Here is a 21,032-nt window from a genome sequence, read left to right as displayed (position 1 = left end):
GATCGCGACACAGACCGCGAGTTGGCGGGCAGGTCAAGGACATCGCACAGGCCCTCACCCGCGCATCCTTGACCCGTCGGGATCGAAGAGCGGGGTCGTGACCAGCCGCGCCGGTCGCATGTCGCCGAGAATTTCGATCTCGACCGCCAGCCCTTCGGCCACACGGTCACGGGGGATGAAGCCGAGCGCCACGGATGTCTGCGCGTGGTGCGAATACCCGCCCGAGGTGCAGAAGCCCACGACCTCGCCCTCCAGCCAGATCGGTTCATATGCCACCACATCCGCATCCAGCGCATCGACGACGAAGGCGCAAAGCTGCCGCTCGGCCCCGCGCGCCCGCTCGGCCTCGGCCGCGGCGCGTCCGATGAAATCGGTGTTCTTCTTCCACGCGATGAAACGATCCAACCCGGTTTCGCCCGGGGTGTAATCGGGCGAAAACTCCCGCATCCAGGCGCCGAAAAACTTGTCGAGCCGCAGGCTCATCATCGCGCGCATGCCGAAGGGGCGCAGGCCGACGTCCTGGCCCGCGTCCCACAGCGTCTGCCAAAGCCCGCGCTGCTCCATCGCGTCGACATAGATCTCGTAGCCGAGATCCCCCGTGTAGCTGACGCGTTGGACCAGCGCCTCGGACAGGCCGATGATGACCCGTTTGGCATCGAGGAACCGGAACGCCTCCGCACTGACATCCGCCTCGGTGACCTTGGCCAAAAGGTCGCGGGCGCGGGGCCCCGCGATCTGGAACCCGGTGATGCGGTCCGAAACGTTTTCAACGGAGACATCGCCGTCGAGATGCTGGTCGAACCAGCGCATATGGAAATCCTGCGCGCCATAGCTCGCGGTCAGTCGGAATTCCTGCTCCGACAGGCAGGTGACGGTGAAATCCCCCATGATCCGGCCCGAGGGCGCCAGCATGGGCGTCAGGCTGATCCGCCCCGGTGCGGGGATGCGGCCCGCCATGATCCGGTCGAGCCATGCGCGGGCAGCCGCACCCCGCACGACGTATTTCCCGAAATTCTGCACCTCGTTGATGCCGACAGCCTGGCGCACCGCGGCGACCTCGCGCGCGGTGGCCGCCCAGGCGTTCGAGCGGCGGAAACTTGGCGTCTCGTAGCGCGGTTCGTCGCCTTGGGCGAAGTAGTTGGGCACCTCCAGCCCGTATTGCTGGCCCCAGACCGCGCCCATGCCATCGAAGACGTCATACATCGGGGTCGTCCGCCAGGGCCGCGCGGCGGGCAGTTCCTCGTTCGGGTAGCTGACGGAAAAGCGTGTCTGGTAGTTCTCGATCACCTTGGGCAGCGTGTAGCCCGGCGTGGTGAAGCGGCCAAACCGCGCCACGTCCATGGCGAAGACATCGCGTTCCGGCTCGCCCTCGACCATCCATTGCGCCAGCGTCAGGCCCACGCCGCCGCCCTGTGAAAAGCCCGCCATCACGCCGCAAGCCGACCAGTAGTTGCGCAGCCCCGGCACCGGGCCGACCAGCGGGTTGCCATCGGGGGCGAAGGTGAAGGGGCCGTGGATCACCGATTTGACGCCCGCCGTTTCCAGCACCGGGAAGCGGCGATAGGCAAAGGCGATGCTGTCCTCGATCTTGTCGAAATCGTCGGGCAGGAGTTCGTGCCCGAACGCCCACGGGGTGCCGGTCACGGCCCAGGGGCGGCAGGATTGTTCGTAGAACCCGATGCACAAGCCGCGCCCTTCCTGCCGGAGGTAGCTTTCGCCGGCCGGGTCCATGACATGGGGGTGCTCGGCATCGCGCTCGTAGATCTCGGGGATATCGTCGGTGACGATATACTGATGCTCCATCGGGTGCAGCGGCAGTTGCAGACCGACCATCGCGCCGACCTCGCGCGCCCACAGCCCCGCGGCATTGACCACGTGTTCGGCGTGGATCGTGCCCTTGTCCGTCACCACGTCCCATGTGCCGTCCGGGCGGGGGGTGGTCTCCAGCACCTTGGTGTGAAGCACGATCTCGGCCCCGCCCATACGCGCGGCCTTGGCATAGGCGTGGGTTGTGCCGGACGGGTCGAGATGGCCGTCCAGCGGGTCGTAGAGCGCCCCGAGGATCCCGTCGAGATTGGTGATCGGTGCGGCCTTGGCAATCTCCGCCGGTCCCAGGATCTCGGTCTCCAGCCCCATATAACGGTGCTTGGCGCGCTCGGCCTTGAGCATATCCAGCCGTTCGGGCGTATCGGCCAGCGTGACGCCGCCGACGTGGTGCAGCCCGCAGGACATGCCCGTCAGGTCCTCCAACTCGCGGTACAGGCGGATCGTATAGCCCTGAAGGGCCGCCATGTTCGTGTCGCCGTTCAGCGTGTGAAACCCGCCCGCGGCATGCCATGTCGAGCCGGAGGTCAGCTCCGAGCGTTCCAGCAGCATCACGTCCGACCAGCCCAGCTTCGTCAGATGGTACAGCACGGAACAGCCGACGACTCCGCCGCCGATGACACAGACTTGGGTGGTGGTTTTCATGGGGCCTCCGACAGGTCGCTTCGGGGCCATGTGACGGCGCGGCGGCAGGGCCTTCATGTCAGAAAGCGACATTTGAGGGGGCAGGGGGCCGCCCGGGGCCCCTTCCTCCCACACGCCTTACAGTTTGCGGATTTTCAGCTGCGTCAGCCGGTTATTTTCGCGCGCCGCGACCTCGAAGCGGAAACCGTGAAAGGCAAACGTCTGGCCCGTCTCGGGGATGGTCTGCGCCTCGTGAATCACAAGGCCCGCGACGGTGTTCGCCTCCTCATCGGGCAAGGCCCAGTCGGCCGCGCGGTTGAGGTCGCGGATCGTCATCGCCCCGTCCACGAGGTAGTTGCCATGCGCGTCGGGGGTCAGCATCGGGACATCTTCGACATCCATCTCGTCGGTGATCTCGCCGACGATCTCTTCGAGAATATCCTCCAGCGTGATCAGACCGCGCAGCGCACCGTATTCGTCCACGACAAGGGCGAAATGCGTGTGGCGGCGCAGGAACTGCCGCATCTGGTCGTCCAGCGTAGAGGTTTCCGGCACGAAATAGGGTTTCATGGCCACGTCACTGATGCGGAACCCTTCGATCCCCGAGGCATTCTCGCCGCGGGTCAGGCGGTCGATGGCGCGCAGCAGGTCCTTTGCGTGGACGACGCCGATGATGTTCTCGTGCTCGTCCTTGTAGACGGGCAGGCGGGTATGCGGCGATTGCAGCGCCTGGCTGAGGATTTCCTCGGGCGGGGCATCCGCGTCGATCATCTCGATCTTGGAGCGGTGGAGCATGATTTCCTCCACCGTCCGCTCGTGCAGATCGAGCGCACCCAACAGGCGGTCGCGCTGTTCCTTTTCGACCGAGCCCTCGGAGTGACCGATGGACAGCGCCCCCATGATCTCTTCCTGAACCGACAGCATGTTGGCGCCCGCCGAGATGCGCACGCCGAAGATGCGCAGCACACCCCGGACGATCACGCGCACCACGGCGACGATCGGCGCCATGACAGCGATCACAAGCCCAATGGGCCGCGCCACGCGGGCGGCCGAGGTCTCGGGGTCGTTGATCGCGTAGGTCTTGGGCAACACCTCGGCGAAGACCAGGACCAGCGCGGTCATCACCAGCGTGGCGACGGCAACGCCGCTTTCTCCCAGAAGCGTGGTGAAAAGCGCCGTGGCCAGCGACGTGGCAAGGATGTTGACGAGGTTGTTGCCCAGAAGGATGCCGCCGATCAGGCGTTCATTGTCCTCCTTGAGGCTCAGCGCGCGCTCGGCCCCTTTCGCGCCGCCGTCGCCCTTGTCGGCCAGCGATTTCAGCTTTCCGCGCGAGGCTGCGGTCAGCGCGGTTTCGCTGCCTGAAAAGAAGCCCGAACAGAACAGGAGGAACAGGATCACCGCGGCGGTGATCCATGTGGTCGGGTCGGTAAGAGACGAGGGCGCGGCGGCGGGAAGGGTCGGGTCCATGAGGCGGTTATGGGGGCGGGGGGCTGTCGCTTCAAGATGCAAGCGTGCGGTGCAGGCGCGCTGTGATGTTTCGGTGGCGCTTGCTTAGCCGCTGCCGCCCGCAAGCGGGTGATGATCCAGCACCAGGCGCCGCAGCCGTTCGTCGAGAATATGGGTGTAGATCTCGGTCGTGGCGATATCGGCATGGCCGAGAAGCGTCTGGATCGCGCGCAGGTCCGCGCCGTTCTGCAGCAGATGTGTCGCGAAAGCGTGGCGCAGGACATGCGGGGTGACACGAGAGGGGTCGATCCCGGCGGCGGTGCTCAACTCCTTCACAAGGGTGAAGAACCGCATCCGGGTCAGATGCCCGGCCTTCCCACGCGACGGGAACAGGAAGGGCGAGGGCGGCGCGCCATGTTCGGTCCGGGCAAGATCCTCGGCCGCGTCGCGCTGGGCAAGCCATGCGGTGATCGCCGCGCGCGCGGGTGGCGAGAGGGGGACCATGCGCTCCTTCCCGCCCTTGCCCTTGACCAGCACCATCTGCGGATCGCCCCGAACGGCGGCGACGGGCAGGGTGACCAATTCGCTGACACGCATCCCCGTGGCATAGAGCAGTTCCATCAGGCAGGTGTTGCGCAGCCGGTCGCTTTCGCTGCGCCCGTGGCTGCGCGCCGCGGACAGCAGCGCGTCCACCTCCTCGATGCTGAGCGTGTCAGGCAGTTTCTTTTGCCGCGCTGGGCCGGTGATCTGGAGCGTGGGATTATCCGCGCGCCAGCCTTCCTCGTGGGCAAAGCGATAGAGTTGCCGAAGCGAAGACAGCCGCCGGGCGCGGGTGGCGCGGGCCAGTCCCTGCGCCTCGAGATCGGCGATATAGGCCTCGATCTTCGCGCGGTCGGCGGCACCGAACCCGCTGCCCCGGCGCGCGAGCCACGCCATCGCATCCTTCAGGTCGCGGCCATAGGCCAGTTGCGTGTTGCGCGCGGCGCCCAGTTCCGCCGCCTGCGCGTCGAGGAATAGCGCAATCCAATCGCTGTCCGTGGCGGGGGCGGCCGCCATCGCTCAGCGGTCCGTCAGCAAGAGTTGCAGCGCCGCCCGGCGCGCGACCCCTTCAAGCCCGACCTCGCGGAAAAGGGTCAGCGCCTCGGTCAGGTCGTCGCCATCCTGTGCAGGACCGCCCAGCACGATGGACGCCCGCAACAGGGCCTCGCCCAGCCGGTCGTTTTGCAGGAACCACCGGTAGCCATGCGGCGGACGCGGATCGGCGAAGGCGGCGGCGATGGCCTGGGTCTGCATGTCGGCATCCTCGGGCGGTTCGGTCGGCAGGCCGCGGGCGATGTCGAACGCGAACCGCTCCTCGGGCGTTTGCGCGACGGTGCCCTGCGCCACAAGCTCGTAGCGCGGCGAAAGCAGGCCCACCCGGCGGGCCAGCAAGCCAGCCTCGCCGATCAGGGGCAGGGCAAGCAGACGCTCGGCGAAAATATCGGCGAAGGCGACTTCAAGGCTGGCCTCCTGCATCGCGACCCAAGCGGGTGGCAGGCGGCGACCCACCTCGGTCGCGTCGCGGGCAAGGATCGCGGCATCGAGCGCCTGGATGGCGGCAACCCTGTCCCACGCCCCGCCGGAGGCCGCGGGCACCCGCTGCGTGTAGATGGCGAACCATTGCTGCGGTTCGATCGCGCCCGAACGGGTCAGCCGCTCCGCCGCCGCGATCTGCCCGCGCCAGCCCGCAAGGGGGCTGAGATCGGCATGGGTGAAGGCGAGGGGCAGGCCGGTCAGGTCCGGTCGGTCGCCGACCGCCATGCGCATCTGGAAGGCCAGCGGCGTCAGGTTCATGTCCGCGGGCAGCACGTCCTCGCCCTCGAACAGTTCCGGGTCGAGGAACCGGGCGATCACGTCATACTCGGCATCCGAAATACGCCCGAGCGCCGCCCCGGTGTCGAGCGACAGCGCCGCCGCCGACCAATCGCCGGTCCGCGCAAGGCAGAAGATATGGGCCTGGAACGTTGGCGCGATATCGGGATTCGCCGTCATCGCGGCGCAGGCCCGGTCCGCCCGGTCGGTCAGCAGGCTGACATCGAAAAAACGGCGAAAGACCTGTGGATCGGTCGGGCCCGCACGCTCCATCAGCGACAGCGCGGGGTCGAGGGCGCCCCGGTCCAGCAGCATGTCGAGCCGCGCGAGGAACAGGTCAGCCCCGTCGCCCGTCTCGTCCGCCGGTGCATCCAACTCGGCCAGTGCCAGCATCTCGGTGAAGGCAAGGCTGGCGGGCAAACCCTGGTTGGGTTGGGCGCGGAACAGGCGGGCCAGCGTCTCCGTGTCAGAGGCCCCCCAGAGGTCCGCGGGCAGGCCGGTGATGGAGGGCGGCAGCAGGCCCACCGCATCGAGGCGCACGGCATCGAGCGGCTCGATCGTGAAGCCGGGTCGGCTCGCACTGGCCGCGATATTGGCGTGGGGCCGGGTCACCGTGTCCGAAAGCCAATCGGGCGGCGCGACCTCCGGCACCTCGGTCGCGGGCAGGGGCGGCTCTTGTGCAAGCGCGGGGCTGCACAGCGCCACGGCCAGCGCAATCATCCGGGGAAGCCTGCGGAGGGTGGGGTCAATCCACATCCAGATCGACCGGTTGCGTCACACTGCGCTGTTCGGGCTGCAAGTAGCCCGAATAGGCATAGCCCACGAGGGCGATCACCCCCAACAGGATCAGGATCAGGATCAATCGGATAAGACGGCCCATGCGGTCCTTCTGCCTTCTGCCCTTGGTCGTGGTCATCGGCGTTTGCCGCCGCTTTCTTTTCACTATAAGCCATGGCGGGCGGAATTACGCCAGTGAAGGGAAAAGATTTTTCGGGGATGGGCGAAACCGTGCCGGATAGGGGGTTGGCGCTGCGCCGCACCGTCGTGCTGATCGGCATGATGGGCGCAGGCAAAACGGCGATCGGGCGCGCCCTGGCCACGCGGCTGGGGGCGGAGCTTAAGGATTCGGATGCCGAGATCGTGGATGCCGCGCAACTGACCATCGCCGAGATATTCGAGCGCTACGGAGAGGCCTTCTTTCGCGAGAAGGAAACGCAGGTGATCGAGCGCCTGCTGGATGGGCCGTCCTGCATCCTGTCCACGGGTGGCGGGGCCTGGCTGGCCGAGCGTAACCGCCAGATCCTGACCGGAAAGGCCGCCGTCCTTTGGCTCGACGCCGACCTGGAGTTGCTGTGGAACAGGGTGCGCCACAAGACGACACGGCCGCTGTTGCGCACCGAGGATCCAAAGGCGACGCTGACCGAGATTTTCAACGCGCGGCAACCGGTCTATGCGCTGGCGCCCTTGCGCCTGAAGGTGCAGCCGGGTTGGTCCATCGACCAGACGGCCGATGCCGTGATGGATGTCTTGATCGAGAACGGTGCCGTGGCACGGACGGAGGATGCAGGATGAGCGGTGTGGATATCGTGCAGGTCCCCTTGGGCGCGCGCAGCTACGAGGTGCGGATCGGTCCGGGTCTTGTCGACCGTGCGGGGGCAGAGATCGCCCCGCTGCTCAAGCGCCCGAAGGTCTGGGTGGTCAGCGAAGACACCGTGGCGGGCCTGCATCTGGACGCGCTGCGTGCCGGATTGGCCGCAGCGGGCGTCGAGGCCGAGGCGCTTATTCTGCCGCCGGGCGAGGCGACGAAAAGCTGGCCGCACCTGATCCGGGTGGTGGAATGGCTGCTGTCCGAGCGGGTCGAGCGGCGCGATATCGTGGTGGCCTTCGGCGGTGGCGTGATCGGCGATCTCGTGGGGTTTGCCGCCGCGATCCTGCGCCGCGGCGTGCGCTTCGTGCAGATCCCCACCAGCCTGCTCGCGCAGGTCGACAGCTCGGTCGGCGGCAAGACCGGCATCAATACCGAGCATGGCAAGAACCTCGTCGGGGCGTTCCATCAGCCAAGCCTCGTTCTGGCCGATATCGGTGTGCTGGGGACGTTGACCGAACGCGATTTCCTCGCCGGGTACGGCGAGGTGCAGAAATACGGCCTGCTGGGAGATGCGGAGTTCTTCGGCTGGTTGGAGCGGAACGGCCCCGCGCTGGCCGCGGGCGACATGGCCCTGCGGGCCGAGGCCGTGCGTCGCTCGGTCCAGATGAAAGCCGATATCGTCGAGCGGGACGAAACCGAGCAGGGCGACCGCGCGCTCCTCAATCTCGGGCATACCTTCTGTCACGCGCTGGAGGCCGCCACCGGCTATTCCGACCGGCTCTTGCATGGCGAGGGGGTTGCCATCGGCTGTGCACTCGCCTTTGAGTTGTCGGCGAGGATGAACCTGTGCAGTCAGGAAGACCCCAGCCGCGTCCGGGCGCATCTGGCCGACATGAACACCAAGCGCGATCTGTCTGATATTCCGGGGGAATTACCGGATGCGGATGGCCTGTTGGACCTGATGGCCCAGGACAAGAAGGTTGTGGATGGAAAACTGCGCTTCATCCTTGCGCGCGGCATCGGCGAGGCCTTCGTCACGGCAGATGTGCCGCGCGATGTGGTGCGGGGCGTTCTGGTGGATGCGTTGCGCAGCCGGTGATCGCCCGCCTCAGGCAAGCACCAGCATGTAATAGGCCCCGTAGCCGATCGCCGCGACCACGCCCAGAACGAGGGCCAGCCGCAGCAGGTTCAGCGCCAGCGTCAGGACACCCGCCATCAAGGTCCCGAGAACGGTGCCCGCAACGAAAAGCGCGATGAGCGCGCCGTAGGGCAGCGCAAAGCCGATGGCCGCAAAAGACGCCTCTGCATAGGGCAGGGTCTGTTGCACGATCAGGGGAACGCCGACTGCCAACCCGTAGATCAGCGCGGCGACCCCGCAGATGATGGCAAGCCAGAGCGTCAGGCGGTGTTTCAGCGCCTCACCCGTGGCGAATGTCACGGCTTCGACCGCCTCGACGAAGATCGCGCCGGTGACGATGCGCAGCCAGATCGGCGCATCGATGTCGGGAAGGGAGATATTCCGCATCCCGCCGGGTGCCGGGGATCCGGGGCGCACAGTGGACAGCGGCGCGGAGGTTGGCGATGTATATGTCGCCGCCCCCGCGGCGGACATGCCGTTATACGCAACGCCCGTGTTGGCGCCGGTGAGGTAGTCGTGAAAATCGCGGTCCGTGGAATCGATGGTCGGCATGGCAGCGGCCCTCCCGTGTCGGAACGATCGGATCCGGAATGATCCGGTACCTGATCGTTGCAGTATACACGATCTGCGTCGATGGAGGGATTCCTCCGTCACTCCTTGCCGCGATAGGGCTCCACGTATTGCAGGGCCATGTCCCACGGGAAGAAGATCCAGGTGTCCTGGCTGACGCCCGTGATGAACGTGTCCACCATCGGCTCGCCCTTGGGCTTGGCGTAGACGGTCGCGAAATGCGCCTTGGGGTAAAGCTGTCGGACCAGTTCCAGCGTCTTGCCCGTGTCGACAAGGTCGTCCACGATCAGCACACCTTCGCCATCGCCCATCATCTCGGCATCGGGGCCTTTTAGCACCTCGGCCTCGCGGCGCTGGTCGGCCTTGCCGCCGCCCGAGTGGTAGGATTTCACGCTGATCGTGTCGACGGTGCGGATGTCCAGCTCGCGCGCGACGATCATCGCGGGCGCCATGCCACCGCGCGTGATGGCCACCACGGCGCGCCATGCGCCGCCCTCGTCGGGCCCGTGCTTGTCGAGGCGCCATGCCAACGCGCGGCTGTCGCGGTGCAACTGGTCCCAGGACACGTGAAACCCTTTTTCATGCGGCAGCGGCGTGACCATGGCTTACCCCTCCTTGCGTTCGAGGCTCATGTCCGGCGCCTCGGGGTTCTTCATGCCGATGACGTTATAGCCGGCGTCGACATGGTGGGTTTCGCCCGTCACGGCACTCGACAGGTCCGACAGCAGGTAGAGGGCCGATTTGCCCACCTCGTCCTGCGTGACGGTGCGGCGCAGCGGGGAGTTGTTCTCGTTCCATTTCAGGATGTAGCGGAAATCGCCGATGCCCGAGGCGGCCAGTGTCTTGATCGTGCCGGCGCTGATCGCGTTGACGCGGATGCCGTCGCGGCCCAGATCCTCGGCCAGGTACATCACCGACGCTTCCAGCGCGGCCTTGGCGACACCCATGACGTTGTAATGCGGCATGACCTTTTCCGCGCCGTAATAGGTCAGCGTCAGCAGGCTGCCGCCATTCGGCATCATCTTTTCCGCGCGCTGGCAGACGGCGGTGAAGGAATAGACCGAGATGTTCATGGTCATGGCGAAATTCGCGGGGCTCGTTTCCACGTAACGGCCACGCAGTTCGGACTTGTCCGAGAAGCCGATGGCATGAACTACGAAGTCGAGGCTGCCCCAGGTCTCTTTCAACGTGTCGAAGAGCGCGTCGAGGCTGTCCTCGTCGGCCACGTCGCAGGGGATCATCAGATCGCTGCCCAGTTCGTTGGCCAGCGGCTTGACCCGCTTGAGAAGCTGCTCGCCCTGATAGGAAAAGGCCAGCTCCGCCCCTTCGGCTGCCAGCGCCTTGGCCACGCCCCATGCAATGGACTTGTCGTTAGCCAGGCCCATAATCAGCCCGCGTTTGCCCGCCATAAGACCCATCGCCACCCTCACTTGTCGCTGTCGTTGCGTGTTGGCGTCGGTGTAGGCCAAAGGTCGCAGAGCCGCAAGATTGCACGGACCTGCGTGCTATGCCTTGCAGGCGGCGGCCACGCGGCTAGGTTTGCGCGCAGCATTGGATAGGCGAGGGACGACCCCATGAGCGACCGCAGCGGCATTTTTGCCGGCGACGACCCGTTTCGGCTGGCGCAGGATTGGCTTGCCGAGGCCGAGAAGACCGAGGTGAACGATCCCAATGCCATCGCCTTGGCCACGGTCGATCCCGACGGCCTGCCGAACGTGCGCATGGTTCTCTTGAAAGAGATCGAGGCGCCTGGCGGCGGGGACGGGGCCTTCGTCTTCTACACGAATTACGACAGCGCCAAGGGGCAGGAACTCTCGGCATCGGGCAAGGCCGCCTTCGTGATGCACTGGAAAAGCCTGCGCCGCCAGATCCGGGTGCGCGGCGCGGTCGAGCGCGAGGACGGGGCGCAGGCCGATGCCTACTACGCCTCGCGCTCGCTCAAGAGCCGTTTGGGGGCCTGGGCATCGAAACAATCGCAACCGCTTTCGGGCCGCGCGGCGTTGATGGCCGAAGTGGCGAAGGTCACGGCGCAGCAAGGGACCAATCCGTCGCGTCCGCCGTTCTGGGGCGGCTTTCGCATCCAGCCTGTCGAGATCGAATTCTGGGCCGATGGCCCGTTTCGCCTGCATGACCGTTTTCGGTGGCGGCGCGAGGCGACGGGCGCCTCCTGGGAGGTCATGCGCCTGAATCCATGAAACGGTTTTTGCTCGTCTGTTTCATGTCATCCTCAACAAATCCGCGAACGCGAAATTCTCATACCTTTGAATAATAATCATATTATTGGGTTGCCCCGACGGAATAGAAGCACATTATCAGGGTGGGGACAGGAAATCGCGACCGGTGGTCGCAAACGGGATGTGTCGTATGGTCGATACGGACTCGCAGGGCGAAATCGTCCGGGGCCGCGTCAAGTGGTTCGATGTGGGCAAGGGTTTTGGATTCATTGTCGCCGAAAGCGGCGGTCCGGATATCCTGTTGCACGCAAACGTACTCAGGAACTACGGGCAGGGGTCCGTCGCCGAGGGCGCGGGGATAACCGTTCGCACCCATTCCACGCCGCGTGGCCTGCAAGCCACCGAAATACTCGAGATCGTCCCGCCGGAGATCGGCGACGATGAGGCGGCGCCCTCCGTGGACCTGCCGGACGTGCCCGCCGACGCGCCTTTCGTGGCGGCCCGCGTCAAGTGGTTCGACAAGGCGAAAGGGTTTGGCTTCGCCAATATCTTCGGGCACCCTGAAGACGTTTTCGTGCATATCGAGGTGCTGCGCCGCTATGGATTTGCCGATCTTCAATCGGGGGAAGCCATCGCGATGAAGGTGGTAGACGGCCCGCGCGGGCAATTGGCCGCCGAGATTCGGAGTTGGGATTACGTCGCATGAGTGACTTGGCCCGTTTGGGCATGGCCGTAGTGCTGGCCGCTTTTGTTTCCACGCCCTCAGCTCACGCCGCATGCAGCGATGATCGCGTCGAGATCCGCGGCGATTTCGGAACCGTCCGTTTTCGCGTCGCGGTGGCCGACGACCCGCGTGAACGCTCCCAGGGCCTCATGCATGTTCCCGAGATGCCGCGCATGTCGGGGATGCTGTTCGTCTATGAGCGACCGCAAAGCGTGTCGTTCTGGATGGCAAACACGTTGATTCCGCTGGACATGATCTTTGCCGACGAGACGGGTGTGGTCACGCGCATCCACGAGAATGCCGTGCCGCTGGACCGTACGCCGATCCCCGGCGGCGATGGCGTCCAGTTCGTGCTGGAGATCAATGGCGGCATGGCGCGGCAACTGGGCATCGATGAAGGGGACGAGTTGCGCCACCCCTCCGTCTCCGGGGATCTTGCGGTCTGGCCGTGCGACGCCGAGTGAACGACCGGGCTTGCGCAGCAGCCCCGTGGAACGCTAAGAGCGACACACGGTCGGGGCGTGGCGCAGTCTGGTAGCGCACCTGTTTTGGGTACAGGGGGTCGTGAGTTCGAATCTCGCCGCCCCGACCATTCTCCCACCCCTACATCTTGTGGTTTGTTTGCGGACGGCGCTGTATCTGGTTGATCTGCGTCCTTGTCCGTGACCTGCACGCAACATGTGGTGTGGTCGTGGACCAATCGCAGCATCGGACTCCCTTTTCTTGTGTTGCCCGGGTTCGGACGCCATCGAGCAAAGGCAATGCCTGAGCAAGAACGCCTATCCCTGCCTTTCGACGGCACAATTCAAGTTTTCCGGCGTGACGTAGCGGCAGTCTGTGAATCGGGCGCAACCGGGCGGACTCGCAAAGCCGGGTTTTGGCAAGTGAAAAAATCCGGTGGATAGTCTGAAAAATCCGTTGACGGTCTAGGTCCAACTACGTCAGTTTGTGTTCGTCGGATCGGGTGCCACAAGATATAGGTGCTGGCCGGCGGGGCAGAGGAATACCTCGGACACTGACATCGACAAGCGCACAAGCCTGCGCTTCGGCGCGGATCGGGAGATTTTTGCGCCACGTCAGCGTCGCCCGAGCGATAGGAACATGACGGCCAGAGCGCTCCAAGACGCTGGCAGGCCGCACAGGGGAACACAGGGCGAGAGAGGCAGCCATGAAGATTGAACGCAGATTCACCCGGGCCGGCGCGGATACGTACGCCGAGCTGGAATTCACCACCACGAGTTCCGAGATCCGCAATCCGAATGGCACGGTCGTCTTCCGCCTCGACGAGGTCGAAGTGCCCGCGGGCTGGAGCCAGGTGGCCTCGGACGTGATCGCGCAGAAATACTTCCGCAAGGCTGGCGTGCCCGCCCGTCTGAAGCCGGTGAAGGAAAAGGGCGTTCCGAGTTTCCTGTGGCGCCATGTGGCCGACGAAAAGGCGCTGGAGGAATTGCCGGAGGACCAGCGCTATGGCGGCGAGACAAGCGCCAAGCAGGTCTTCCGGCGGCTTGCCGGTGCGTGGGCCTACTGGGGCTGGAAAGGTGGCTATTTCACCACCGAGGATGACGCGGCGGCCTATTTCGACGAGATGCAGCTGATGCTGGCGCGCCAGATGGCGGCGCCCAACAGCCCGCAATGGTTCAACACCGGCCTGCACTGGGCCTACGGCATCGATGGTCCGGCGCAGGGCCACTACTATGTCGATTACAAGACCGGCAAGCTGACGAAGTCGACCTCGTCCTACGAGCATCCGCAGCCGCATGCCTGCTTTATCCAAGGGGTGCAGGACGATCTGGTCAACGAGGGCGGCATCATGGACCTGTGGGTCCGCGAAGCGCGCCTGTTCAAGTACGGTTCTGGCACAGGCACGAATTTCAGCCACCTGCGCGGTGAGGGCGAGAAGCTTTCGGGCGGCGGCAAGTCCTCGGGCCTTATGGGCTTCCTGAAAATCGGCGACCGCGCGGCGGGCGCGATCAAGTCGGGCGGCACCACGCGCCGCGCGGCCAAGATGGTCATCGTCGACGCCGACCACCCCGATATCGAGGAATTCATCGACTGGAAGGTGGTCGAGGAACAGAAGGTCGCCAGCCTCGTTGCAGGCTCCAAGGCGCATGAGAAAACGCTCAACGGCATCTTCACCGCGATCCGCGAATGGGATGGCAGCCTCGAAGACGCCGTCGATCCGGCCAAGAACGACACGCTGAAAAAGGCGATCCGCACGGCCAAGCAGGCCAGCGTGCCGGAAACCTACATCAAGCGCGTGCTGGACTACGCCAAGCAGGGCTACACCTCGATCGAGTTTCCGACCTACGACACCGATTGGGACAGCGAGGCCTACAGCTCGGTTTCGGGCCAGAACTCCAACAACTCGATCCGCGTCACCGATGCCTTCCTGAAGGCCGTCGAGAATGACGAGGACTGGCATCTGGTCAACCGCGTCGATGGCTCGGTCGCCAAGTCGATCAAGGCCCGCGACCTGTGGGAAAAGGTGGGCCACGCAGCCTGGGCCTGTGCCGATCCTGGCATCCAGTTCCACGACACCGTGAACGCCTGGCACACCTGCCCGGCGGATGGCGAGATCCGCGGCTCGAACCCGTGCTCGGAATACATGTTCCTTGACGACACGGCCTGTAACCTGGCGTCGATGAACCTGCTGACCTTCTTCTCGGGCGGCCAGTTCGACGCGGAAAGCTACATCCATGCAAGCCGCCTTTGGACGCTGACGCTGGAAATCAGCGTGATGATGGCGCAGTTCCCCTCCAAGGAGATCGCGCAGCTCAGCTACGACTACCGCACGCTTGGCCTTGGCTATGCCAATATCGGCGGCCTGCTGATGAATATGGGCTACAGCTACGACAGCCCCGAGGGCCGGGCGCTGTGCGGTGCGCTGACCGCCATCATGACCGGCGTGGCCTACGCCACCTCGGCCGAGATCGCCTCGGAACTTGGGGCCTTCCCGGGCTATGCCAACAACCGCGAGCACATGCTGCGGGTGATCCGCAACCACCGCGCGGCGGCCTATGCCAAGACCGAGGGGTATGAGGATCTGAACGTGAACCCGGTGGCGCTGGACCATGGCAATTGCCCCGACCAGCGCCTGATCGACCTGGCCAAGCAGGCCTGGGACGAGGCGCTGACCCTGGGCGAACAGCACGGCTACCGCAATGCGCAGGCCACCGTGATCGCGCCCACCGGCACGATCGGCCTCGTCATGGATTGCGATACCACCGGGATCGAGCCCGACTTCGCGCTGGTGAAGTTCAAGAAGCTGGCCGGTGGCGGTTATTTCAAGATCATCAACCGCTCGGTTCCGGCCGCGCTGGAAAAGCTGGGCTACAGCTCCAGCCAGATCGAAGAAATCATCAGCTACGCCGTGGGTCACGGCACCCTGGGCAATGCGCCCGGCATCAACCACACGGCGCTGATCGGCCACGGCTTCGGCCAGGCCGAGATCGAGAAGATCGAGACGGCCTTGCCCTCGGCCTTCGACATCCGCTTCGTCTTCAACCAGTGGACGCTGGGTGAAGAGTTCTGCACCCAGACCCTCGGCATCCCGGCCGAGAAGCTGAACGATCCCACCTTCGACATGCTGCGTCATCTCGGCTTCTCCAAGGCGGAGGTCGAAGCCGCCAACGACCATGTCTGCGGGACGATGACGCTGGAAGGCGCGCCCTTCCTGAAGGAAGAGCATTACGCGGTCTTCGACTGCGCCAACCCCTGCGGCAAGAAGGGCAAGCGCTACCTCAGCGTCGAATCCCACATCCGCATGATGGCGGCTGCGCAATCCTTCATCTCGGGGGCGATCTCCAAGACGATCAACATGGCCAACCACGCCACGATCGAGGATTGCCAGAAAGCCTACGAACTCAGCTGGTCGCTGGGGGTGAAGGCCAACGCGCTCTACCGTGACGGCTCGAAACTGTCGCAGCCGCTGGCCGCCGCGCTGGTCGAGGATGACGACGAGGCCGCCGAGATCCTTGAAAGCGGCAGCGCGCAGGAAAAGGCGCAGGTGCTGGCCGAGAAGGTGATCGAGAAGGTCATCGTCAAGGAAATCGTCCGCTCCAACCGCGAGAAGATGCCCGAGCGCCGCAAGGGCTACACGCAGAAGGCCATCGTGGGCGGCCACAAGGTCTACCTGCGGACGGGCGAATACGAGGACGGCTCGCTCGGCGAGATCTTCATCGACATGCACAAGGAAGGCGCCGGCTTCCGCGCGATGATGAACAACTTCGCCATCGCCGTGTCGGTGGGCCTGCAATACGGCGTGCCGCTGGAAGAGTTCGTGGATGCCTTCACCTTCACCAAGTTCGAACCCTCGGGGATGGTGCAGGGCAACGACTCGATCAAGAACGCGACGTCGATCCTCGACTACATCTTCCGCGAACTGGCGGTCAGCTACCTCGACCGCACCGACCTGGCCCATGTGGCGCCCGAAGGGACCACCTTCGACGATCTGGGCCGCGGCGTGGAAGAGGGCGTGTCCAACCTCCAGGAACTGAGCGAAAGCGCGGCCACCAAGTCGCTGGAAGTGCTCAAGCAGATCAGCTCGACCGGCTACCTGCGCAAGCGCCTGCCGTCGGAATTCACCGTCCTGCAAGGCGGGGCCGACCCGGTCGCCACGCTCGAAACCCTGGTGCCCGAAACCAAGGGCAGCGGCGGCACGATTGCGGTGGCCGCATCGACCACCGCGGTCACGACGGGGACCGTGGGCATGGACGCCCGCACCAAGGCCAAGATGCAGGGCTACGAGGGCGAGGCCTGCGGCGAATGCGGAAACTACACGCTGGTGCGCAATGGCACCTGCATGAAGTGCAACACCTGCGGCGCGACGAGCGGGTGTAGCTGAGAGAAGATTGAAGGGCGGGGACCGATGTTGGCGCATCGGCCCCCTGCCTATCCCGCATGAGCCTAGCACGCTGCGGGACAAGCATATTCGGCCCAGTTGGGTCGATAGAATACGGAGACCATGGTCGAAGAAGCGGATCAATAGCGTGCTGATTAACTCACAGGCTTGCACCCAAGAAATGCTCCGAGCCTGTGGAGAAGAAAGGACCTTTGCAATGGCAAAGAATCCAAATCACTGGACCTCACCTCGTCCTGACGGTCGTTGGGAATCGCAACGGGAAGGCAGTCAGCGTCCTTCGCGTGTTTTCGATACCCAGCGGGAAGCTTGGGAACACACGCGTGAAGCAGCCCGCCAAGATGGCGGTGAGGCATTCCTTCAAGGTCGCAATGGGCGTATCCGGGAACGGAACACCTATGGAGATGATCCTTATCCTCCAGAGGGTTAGGGTTAACCGATCGGGCGCGAGGGGCCGCACGCCCGCGCGTCCAAGACACGGGGTGGGACCCGTGAAACCTTCGGTTTCACTCCATCCCACTCCGAGAGTTTCCTTCGGAAACTCTCGTTATCCGGGGCGGGTGCGCTCGCCCCTGACGCGGATCAGGCCGCAGGCAGAACACTTCGGGCAGTAAATATCAGAGCCTGATCAGCGAAACTGGGGGAGCCATGTGCTCCCCCGTTTTTCTTTTGCGAGCGGCTCAAGAAAAAGGGGCCCTATGGCCCCTTTGATCGTCAAATTGCGCTGCAAGATCAGGTGTCTCGCTGCCGATCCTCATCCTCGGCGCGGATGCGCACCTGGGTCCGGTTGCGCCAGATCAGGCCACCGGCCAGCGCCGCGAGGGTGCCGAGCATGGCGAGGTGGTCGAGCGCGAGCCAATGGGTCGCGGCGCCGGCATGGCCGGGATGGGCCAGGGCGGGGGACGCCAGCGCAAGGCAAGCGAGGGTCGGGATGAAGCGGGTCATGGGGCCTCCACGATTGAATATTTGCCCCATCACAGCAAAGCCCGCGCAGAAGGAAAAGCCTGCGCGCGCCTTTCTGAAGAAAACCCGTCGAAAAGCGCTGTTCCAAGCGCTTTTTGCCTAGCGATTAGGCAGATGGGACGAAACGGTAGCCTTCGCCATCCCGTTCAGCCGTGCCGATGCCGCCATTCGGCAGGTGGAACCCGATCAGGGTCATGTTGTCCGCCGCGATCTGATCCAAAAGCGCCGTGCGCGTCTCGGCCCCCATGGCAAGGTCCTGGTCCGAGCCGGATTCCCAAGCCGGGCGGGCAAAGGCGACATGGTGGTTGCCGATCGCATCGCCCACGACCATCAGCGCGTCGTTCCCATCGGCGATGACGAAGCTCATATGCCCCGGCGTGTGGCCCGGCGTCATCCGTGCCGTGACGCCCGGCAGCACCTCGGCCCCGTCCGCGAAGAGGGTCATGTTGCCCTCCATCATCTCCAACCTGCGCTTGGCGCCTACTGCGAAACTCGCGCGTTCCTCGCCGATGCTGTTCACCGTGGCGTCGTCCATCCAGTAGGTGAACTCGGTCTCTCCCATCAGGTGTTCCGCGTTGTAAAACAGCGGTTCGTCGAAATCGTCCAGCATCCCCCAGATGTGATCGGGGTGGCCATGGGTGACGACGACATGCGTCACGTCCAGGGGGTCGATACCCGCGGCGGCCAACGCATCGCCCAACCGGCCCGCGCTGTCCTGAAAGGCAAAGCCCGCGCCGCAATCGAACAGCACGACATTGTCGCCGTGGCGCAGCAGCGTGATGTTGCAGGGCGGCGTCAGCGCCTGGTCGGGCATCATGTCGAACGGGGCCAGAACCCCGGCCAGCTCGTCCTGGGGCATCGGGCCGAAGATGAACTCGGCCGGCAGCATCAGGTTGCCGTCGCTCAGCGTCGTGATCTCCATCGTCCCGACCTGTTGCACGGTCTGGGTCCAGCCCCGGCGGGGCAGGGCGAGCGTGGTGGCCGCAGCGGCCCCGCTGGCGAGAAAAGCGCGTTTCGTGAATTGCATGATGGTCCTCCCTTTGGCGTCAAGTTAACGCGGGATGACACATTCAGAAAGAGCGATGTTTGAAGCCACGGGCGACAAGTGGCCGACGCGCCCGATGCGCGCCGGTCACCGGTAACCTTGCCGGGTCACTCGTCGGTGATGGTGATCACCGGCTCCATGCTGGCCAGCAGATCCTCGGCCAGATGGCACTTGATCTGGTGCCCGTCGGCCATGGTCCGCATCGGCGGCACCTCGGCCTCGCAGAGATTGCCGGGCACTTGCGCTTTCCAGCGGCAGCGCGTCTGGAAGGGGCAGCCCGAGGGCGGGTTCATCGCCGAGGGGATGTCGCCCTCGAGCACGATATGCTGCTTCTTGACCGAGGTGTCGGCGATGGGCACTGCCGACAAAAGCGCCTCGGTATAGGGATGGTAGGGCGGCGAGAAGACCTGCGCCGTATCCCCGATCTCGACCACGTGGCCCAGGTACATGACCATGACCCGGTCGCTGAGATAACGCACGATCGAGAGGTCATGGCTGATGAACAGCAGCGTGGTCTTTTCGCGGCGCTGGATCTCCATCAACAGGTCGGTCACGGCGGCCTGCACCGACACGTCGAGCGCCGAGACAGGCTCGTCCGCCACAACGATCCGGGCGCCCCCGGCAAAGGCGCGGGCGATGCCGACGCGCTGTTTCTGGCCACCCGACAATTGGCGCGGCATCCGGTCGGCAAAGGCGCGCGGCAGTTTCACGAGGTCGAGCAGATCCAGCATCTTCTCGCGCCGTTCGGCGTCGTTCTTGCCGATCCCGAAGACCTCCAGCGCGCGCATGATCTGGCGGCCCACCGTCATGGAGGGGTTCAGTGTGTCGAACGGGTTCTGGAACACCATCTGCACCGAGGAGATCGTCCGCGTGTCTCGGTTCTGGATCTCGATGCCCTCGATGTTCTTGTTGTCGAGCAGAACCTGCCCGTCTGTCGCCGTTTCAAGCCCCATCAGCACCTTGGCCAACGTGGACTTGCCGCAGCCGGATTCGCCGACGATGGCCAGCGTCTCGGATTCGCGCGCCTCGAAGCTGATGGTCTCGTTGGCCTTGACCACCTTCTTGTCGCCACCGCTGAACAGGGCGCTGGCGGCCACCTCGTAGTATTTCTTGAGGTTCTCGACCTTGAGGACGGTATCGCCGACCTCGGCCTTCTCGGTGGTTTCGCCCATGTCCGGTGGCGCGCTCCAGTCGATGTCCTGGAACCGCAGGCAGCGCGTGCTGTGCCGGTCGTTCCCCGGCACCCGGGCCATCGGGATATCCCCGGCGTTGCAGCGCCCCTCTTCGAAGTAGTTGCAGCGCGGGCCGAAATTGCAGCCGGGCGGACGTTCGTGGGGCAGGGGGAAGTTCCCGGGGATCGCCACCAAGGGGCGTGCGTTCTTGTCGGCGCCGGGCAGGGGGATCGAGCGGAACAGCGCCTGCGTGTAGGGGTGCTGCATCTCGTCGAAGACATCCTCGATCGAGCCGGTCTCGACCGCCTCGCCGGAATACATCACGCAAAGACGGTCGCAGGTTTCCAGAACCAGTCCCAGGTTGTGCGAGATGAACAGCATCGAGGTGCCGTATTTCTCGCCCAGACCCTTCACAAGATCCACGATCCCGGCCTCGACCGTCACGTCCAGCGCGGTGGTCGGTTCGTCAAGGATCAACAGCGACGGCTTCGACATCAGCGCCATGGCGATGACGATGCGCTGCTGCTGGCCGCCCGACAGCTGGTGCGGGTAGCTGCGCAGCATCCGCTCGGGGTCGGGCAGGCGCACGTCCTGCACCACCTCAAGGGCCATCTGGTAGGCCTCGGCCTCGGATTTGCCCTCGTGGATCATGGGCACTTCCATCAGCTGCTTGCCGATGCGCATCGCCGGGTTCAGGGACGCCATCGGTTCCTGGTAGATCATGGCGATCTCGGACCCGCGAATGGCGCGCAACTCCTCCTGGCTCATCTCGTTCAGGTCGCGGCCCTTGAACTTGATCGAGCCGCCGACGATGCGGCCGTTCACGCCAAGGTCCTGCATCACGCCAAGCGCGACCGTGGACTTGCCGCAGCCGGACTCGCCCACAAGGCCCATGGCCTCGCCGGGCATGACCTTGCAGGAAAAATCCATCACGGCGGGGATTTCGCGCAGCCGCGTGAAGAACGAGATCGAGAGGTTCTCGATTTCCAGGATCGGCCCGTCATAGCGGTCGGGCAGAACGGCGGCGGCGTCGGGGGATTGATCCAGCATGGGTG

General features: G+C 64.9%; 18 protein-coding genes and 1 tRNA gene. 8 read left to right on the top strand and 11 right to left on the bottom strand.

Going from position 1 to position 21,032, the window contains the following annotated elements; all coding sequences use genetic code 11:
- Window positions 1–54: 54 nt before the first annotated feature.
- From ABD923_RS18105 to ABD923_RS18085, 5 genes are all read right to left on the bottom strand, one after another.
- Window positions 55–2,469: a GcvT family protein gene (locus ABD923_RS18105; protein ID WP_259554095.1), complete on the bottom strand. Its 2,415-nt coding sequence runs from the start codon at window positions 2,467–2,469 to the stop codon at window positions 55–57.
- Window positions 2,470–2,586: 117 nt separating this feature from the next.
- Window positions 2,587–3,915 carry an HlyC/CorC family transporter gene (locus tag ABD923_RS18100; protein ID WP_259554096.1) on the bottom strand — a complete coding sequence of 443 codons (1,329 nt, stop codon included), beginning with the start codon at window positions 3,913–3,915 and terminating at the stop codon, window positions 2,587–2,589.
- Window positions 3,916–3,999: 84 nt separating this feature from the next.
- Window positions 4,000–4,950 (bottom strand): site-specific tyrosine recombinase XerD, encoded by a 951-nt coding sequence (locus tag ABD923_RS18095; protein WP_259554097.1) that lies wholly within the window; start codon window positions 4,948–4,950, stop codon window positions 4,000–4,002.
- A gap of 3 nt (window positions 4,951–4,953) precedes the next feature.
- Complete coding sequence (locus ABD923_RS18090) at window positions 4,954–6,465, bottom strand: hypothetical protein (RefSeq protein ID WP_259554098.1); 1,512 nt, start codon at window positions 6,463–6,465, stop codon at window positions 4,954–4,956.
- A 25-nt stretch (window positions 6,466–6,490) separates the two neighbouring features.
- Window positions 6,491–6,625, bottom strand: a complete 135-nt coding sequence (locus ABD923_RS18085) for a hypothetical protein (RefSeq protein WP_259554099.1) — start codon at window positions 6,623–6,625, stop codon at window positions 6,491–6,493.
- 92 nt (window positions 6,626–6,717) lie between these two features.
- Between ABD923_RS18085 and ABD923_RS18080 the strand changes: the two genes are divergently transcribed.
- Window positions 6,718–7,317, top strand: a complete 600-nt coding sequence (locus ABD923_RS18080; protein WP_345229564.1) for a shikimate kinase — start codon at window positions 6,718–6,720, stop codon at window positions 7,315–7,317.
- On the top strand, window positions 7,314–8,432 hold the full coding sequence (gene aroB, locus ABD923_RS18075) for a 3-dehydroquinate synthase (RefSeq protein WP_259554103.1): 1,119 nt from the start codon (window positions 7,314–7,316) through the stop codon (window positions 8,430–8,432). Before ABD923_RS18080 ends, aroB begins: the two co-directional genes overlap by 4 nt.
- 9 nt (window positions 8,433–8,441) lie before the next feature.
- Here the strand turns inward: aroB and ABD923_RS18070 are convergent, their stop codons facing one another.
- From ABD923_RS18070 to fabI, 3 genes are all read right to left on the bottom strand, one after another.
- Window positions 8,442–9,023, bottom strand: a complete 582-nt coding sequence (locus ABD923_RS18070) for a hypothetical protein (protein ID WP_345229563.1) — start codon at window positions 9,021–9,023, stop codon at window positions 8,442–8,444.
- 98 nt (window positions 9,024–9,121) lie between these two features.
- A complete protein-coding gene (gene gpt, locus ABD923_RS18065; protein WP_259554106.1) occupies window positions 9,122–9,643 on the bottom strand; it encodes a xanthine phosphoribosyltransferase in 522 nt (173 codons plus the stop codon).
- Window positions 9,644–9,646: 3 nt separating this feature from the next.
- Window positions 9,647–10,465: an enoyl-ACP reductase FabI gene (gene fabI, locus ABD923_RS18060; RefSeq protein WP_310796449.1), complete on the bottom strand. Its 819-nt coding sequence runs from the start codon at window positions 10,463–10,465 to the stop codon at window positions 9,647–9,649.
- 150 nt (window positions 10,466–10,615) lie between these two features.
- Here fabI and pdxH point away from each other — a divergent pair, with 150 nt between their 5' ends.
- The 6 genes from pdxH to ABD923_RS18030 all read left to right on the top strand — a co-directional run bounded on the left by pdxH (window position 10,616) and on the right by ABD923_RS18030 (window position 17,227).
- Entirely contained in the window at window positions 10,616–11,236 is a 621-nt protein-coding gene (gene pdxH / locus ABD923_RS18055; RefSeq protein ID WP_259554108.1) for a pyridoxamine 5'-phosphate oxidase, read from the top strand.
- A gap of 169 nt (window positions 11,237–11,405) precedes the next feature.
- A complete protein-coding gene (locus ABD923_RS18050) occupies window positions 11,406–11,921 on the top strand; it encodes a cold-shock protein (protein WP_259554243.1) in 516 nt (171 codons plus the stop codon).
- Window positions 11,918–12,403 (top strand): DUF192 domain-containing protein, encoded by a 486-nt coding sequence (locus ABD923_RS18045; RefSeq protein WP_345229562.1) that lies wholly within the window; start codon window positions 11,918–11,920, stop codon window positions 12,401–12,403. The genes ABD923_RS18050 and ABD923_RS18045 overlap by 4 nt, the downstream gene beginning before the upstream one ends.
- A gap of 51 nt (window positions 12,404–12,454) precedes the next feature.
- Window positions 12,455–12,531, top strand: a tRNA-Pro gene (locus ABD923_RS18040).
- Window positions 12,532–13,107: 576 nt separating this feature from the next.
- On the top strand, window positions 13,108–16,782 hold the full coding sequence (locus ABD923_RS18035; protein ID WP_259554110.1) for a vitamin B12-dependent ribonucleotide reductase: 3,675 nt from the start codon (window positions 13,108–13,110) through the stop codon (window positions 16,780–16,782).
- 178 nt (window positions 16,783–16,960) lie between these two features.
- Window positions 16,961–17,227 (top strand): DUF2188 domain-containing protein, encoded by a 267-nt coding sequence (locus ABD923_RS18030; protein ID WP_345229567.1) that lies wholly within the window; start codon window positions 16,961–16,963, stop codon window positions 17,225–17,227.
- Between the two features lie 302 nt (window positions 17,228–17,529).
- Here the strand turns inward: ABD923_RS18030 and ABD923_RS18025 are convergent, their stop codons facing one another.
- The 3 genes from ABD923_RS18025 to ABD923_RS18015 form a co-directional block, all read right to left on the bottom strand.
- Window positions 17,530–17,742: a DUF6732 family protein gene (locus ABD923_RS18025; RefSeq protein WP_259554112.1), complete on the bottom strand. Its 213-nt coding sequence runs from the start codon at window positions 17,740–17,742 to the stop codon at window positions 17,530–17,532.
- Between the two features lie 124 nt (window positions 17,743–17,866).
- Window positions 17,867–18,787 carry an MBL fold metallo-hydrolase gene (locus ABD923_RS18020; protein ID WP_259554113.1) on the bottom strand — a complete coding sequence of 307 codons (921 nt, stop codon included), beginning with the start codon at window positions 18,785–18,787 and terminating at the stop codon, window positions 17,867–17,869.
- Window positions 18,788–18,912: 125 nt separating this feature from the next.
- On the bottom strand, window positions 18,913–21,027 hold the full coding sequence (locus tag ABD923_RS18015) for a dipeptide ABC transporter ATP-binding protein (RefSeq protein WP_259554114.1): 2,115 nt from the start codon (window positions 21,025–21,027) through the stop codon (window positions 18,913–18,915).
- Between the last annotated feature and the right edge of the window lie 5 nt (window positions 21,028–21,032).

The sequence above is a fragment of the [Roseibacterium] beibuensis genome (genome assembly GCF_039542305.1).
Classification (GTDB): domain Bacteria; phylum Pseudomonadota; class Alphaproteobacteria; order Rhodobacterales; family Rhodobacteraceae; genus Roseibacterium; species Roseibacterium beibuensis.
Note: the sequence above shows the minus strand (reverse complement) of the source record. Positions and strands in the feature narration are given on the sequence as shown.

What these genes read in the sequence shown, in the direction of transcription:
- pdxH (WP_259554108.1), top strand. Translation starts at nt 10,616, where the DNA reads ATGAGCGACCGCAGCGGCATTTTTGCCGGCGACGACCCGTTTCGGCTG.
- ABD923_RS18100 (WP_259554096.1), bottom strand. Translation starts at nt 3,915, where the DNA reads ATGGACCCGACCCTTCCCGCCGCCGCGCCCTCGTCTCTTACCGACCCG.
- aroB (WP_259554103.1), top strand. Translation starts at nt 7,314, where the DNA reads ATGAGCGGTGTGGATATCGTGCAGGTCCCCTTGGGCGCGCGCAGCTAC.
- ABD923_RS18090 (WP_259554098.1), bottom strand. Translation starts at nt 6,465, where the DNA reads ATGATTGCGCTGGCCGTGGCGCTGTGCAGCCCCGCGCTTGCACAAGAG.
- ABD923_RS18020 (WP_259554113.1), bottom strand. Translation starts at nt 18,787, where the DNA reads ATGCAATTCACGAAACGCGCTTTTCTCGCCAGCGGGGCCGCTGCGGCC.
- ABD923_RS18045 (WP_345229562.1), top strand. Translation starts at nt 11,918, where the DNA reads ATGAGTGACTTGGCCCGTTTGGGCATGGCCGTAGTGCTGGCCGCTTTT.
- ABD923_RS18070 (WP_345229563.1), bottom strand. Translation starts at nt 9,023, where the DNA reads ATGCCGACCATCGATTCCACGGACCGCGATTTTCACGACTACCTCACC.
- ABD923_RS18085 (WP_259554099.1), bottom strand. Translation starts at nt 6,625, where the DNA reads ATGGGCCGTCTTATCCGATTGATCCTGATCCTGATCCTGTTGGGGGTG.
- ABD923_RS18105 (WP_259554095.1), bottom strand. Translation starts at nt 2,469, where the DNA reads ATGAAAACCACCACCCAAGTCTGTGTCATCGGCGGCGGAGTCGTCGGC.
- ABD923_RS18050 (WP_259554243.1), top strand. Translation starts at nt 11,406, where the DNA reads ATGGTCGATACGGACTCGCAGGGCGAAATCGTCCGGGGCCGCGTCAAG.
- ABD923_RS18025 (WP_259554112.1), bottom strand. Translation starts at nt 17,742, where the DNA reads ATGACCCGCTTCATCCCGACCCTCGCTTGCCTTGCGCTGGCGTCCCCC.
- ABD923_RS18035 (WP_259554110.1), top strand. Translation starts at nt 13,108, where the DNA reads ATGAAGATTGAACGCAGATTCACCCGGGCCGGCGCGGATACGTACGCC.
- ABD923_RS18015 (WP_259554114.1), bottom strand. Translation starts at nt 21,027, where the DNA reads ATGCTGGATCAATCCCCCGACGCCGCCGCCGTTCTGCCCGACCGCTAT.
- ABD923_RS18095 (WP_259554097.1), bottom strand. Translation starts at nt 4,950, where the DNA reads ATGGCGGCCGCCCCCGCCACGGACAGCGATTGGATTGCGCTATTCCTC.
- ABD923_RS18030 (WP_345229567.1), top strand. Translation starts at nt 16,961, where the DNA reads ATGCTCCGAGCCTGTGGAGAAGAAAGGACCTTTGCAATGGCAAAGAAT.
- gpt (WP_259554106.1), bottom strand. Translation starts at nt 9,643, where the DNA reads ATGGTCACGCCGCTGCCGCATGAAAAAGGGTTTCACGTGTCCTGGGAC.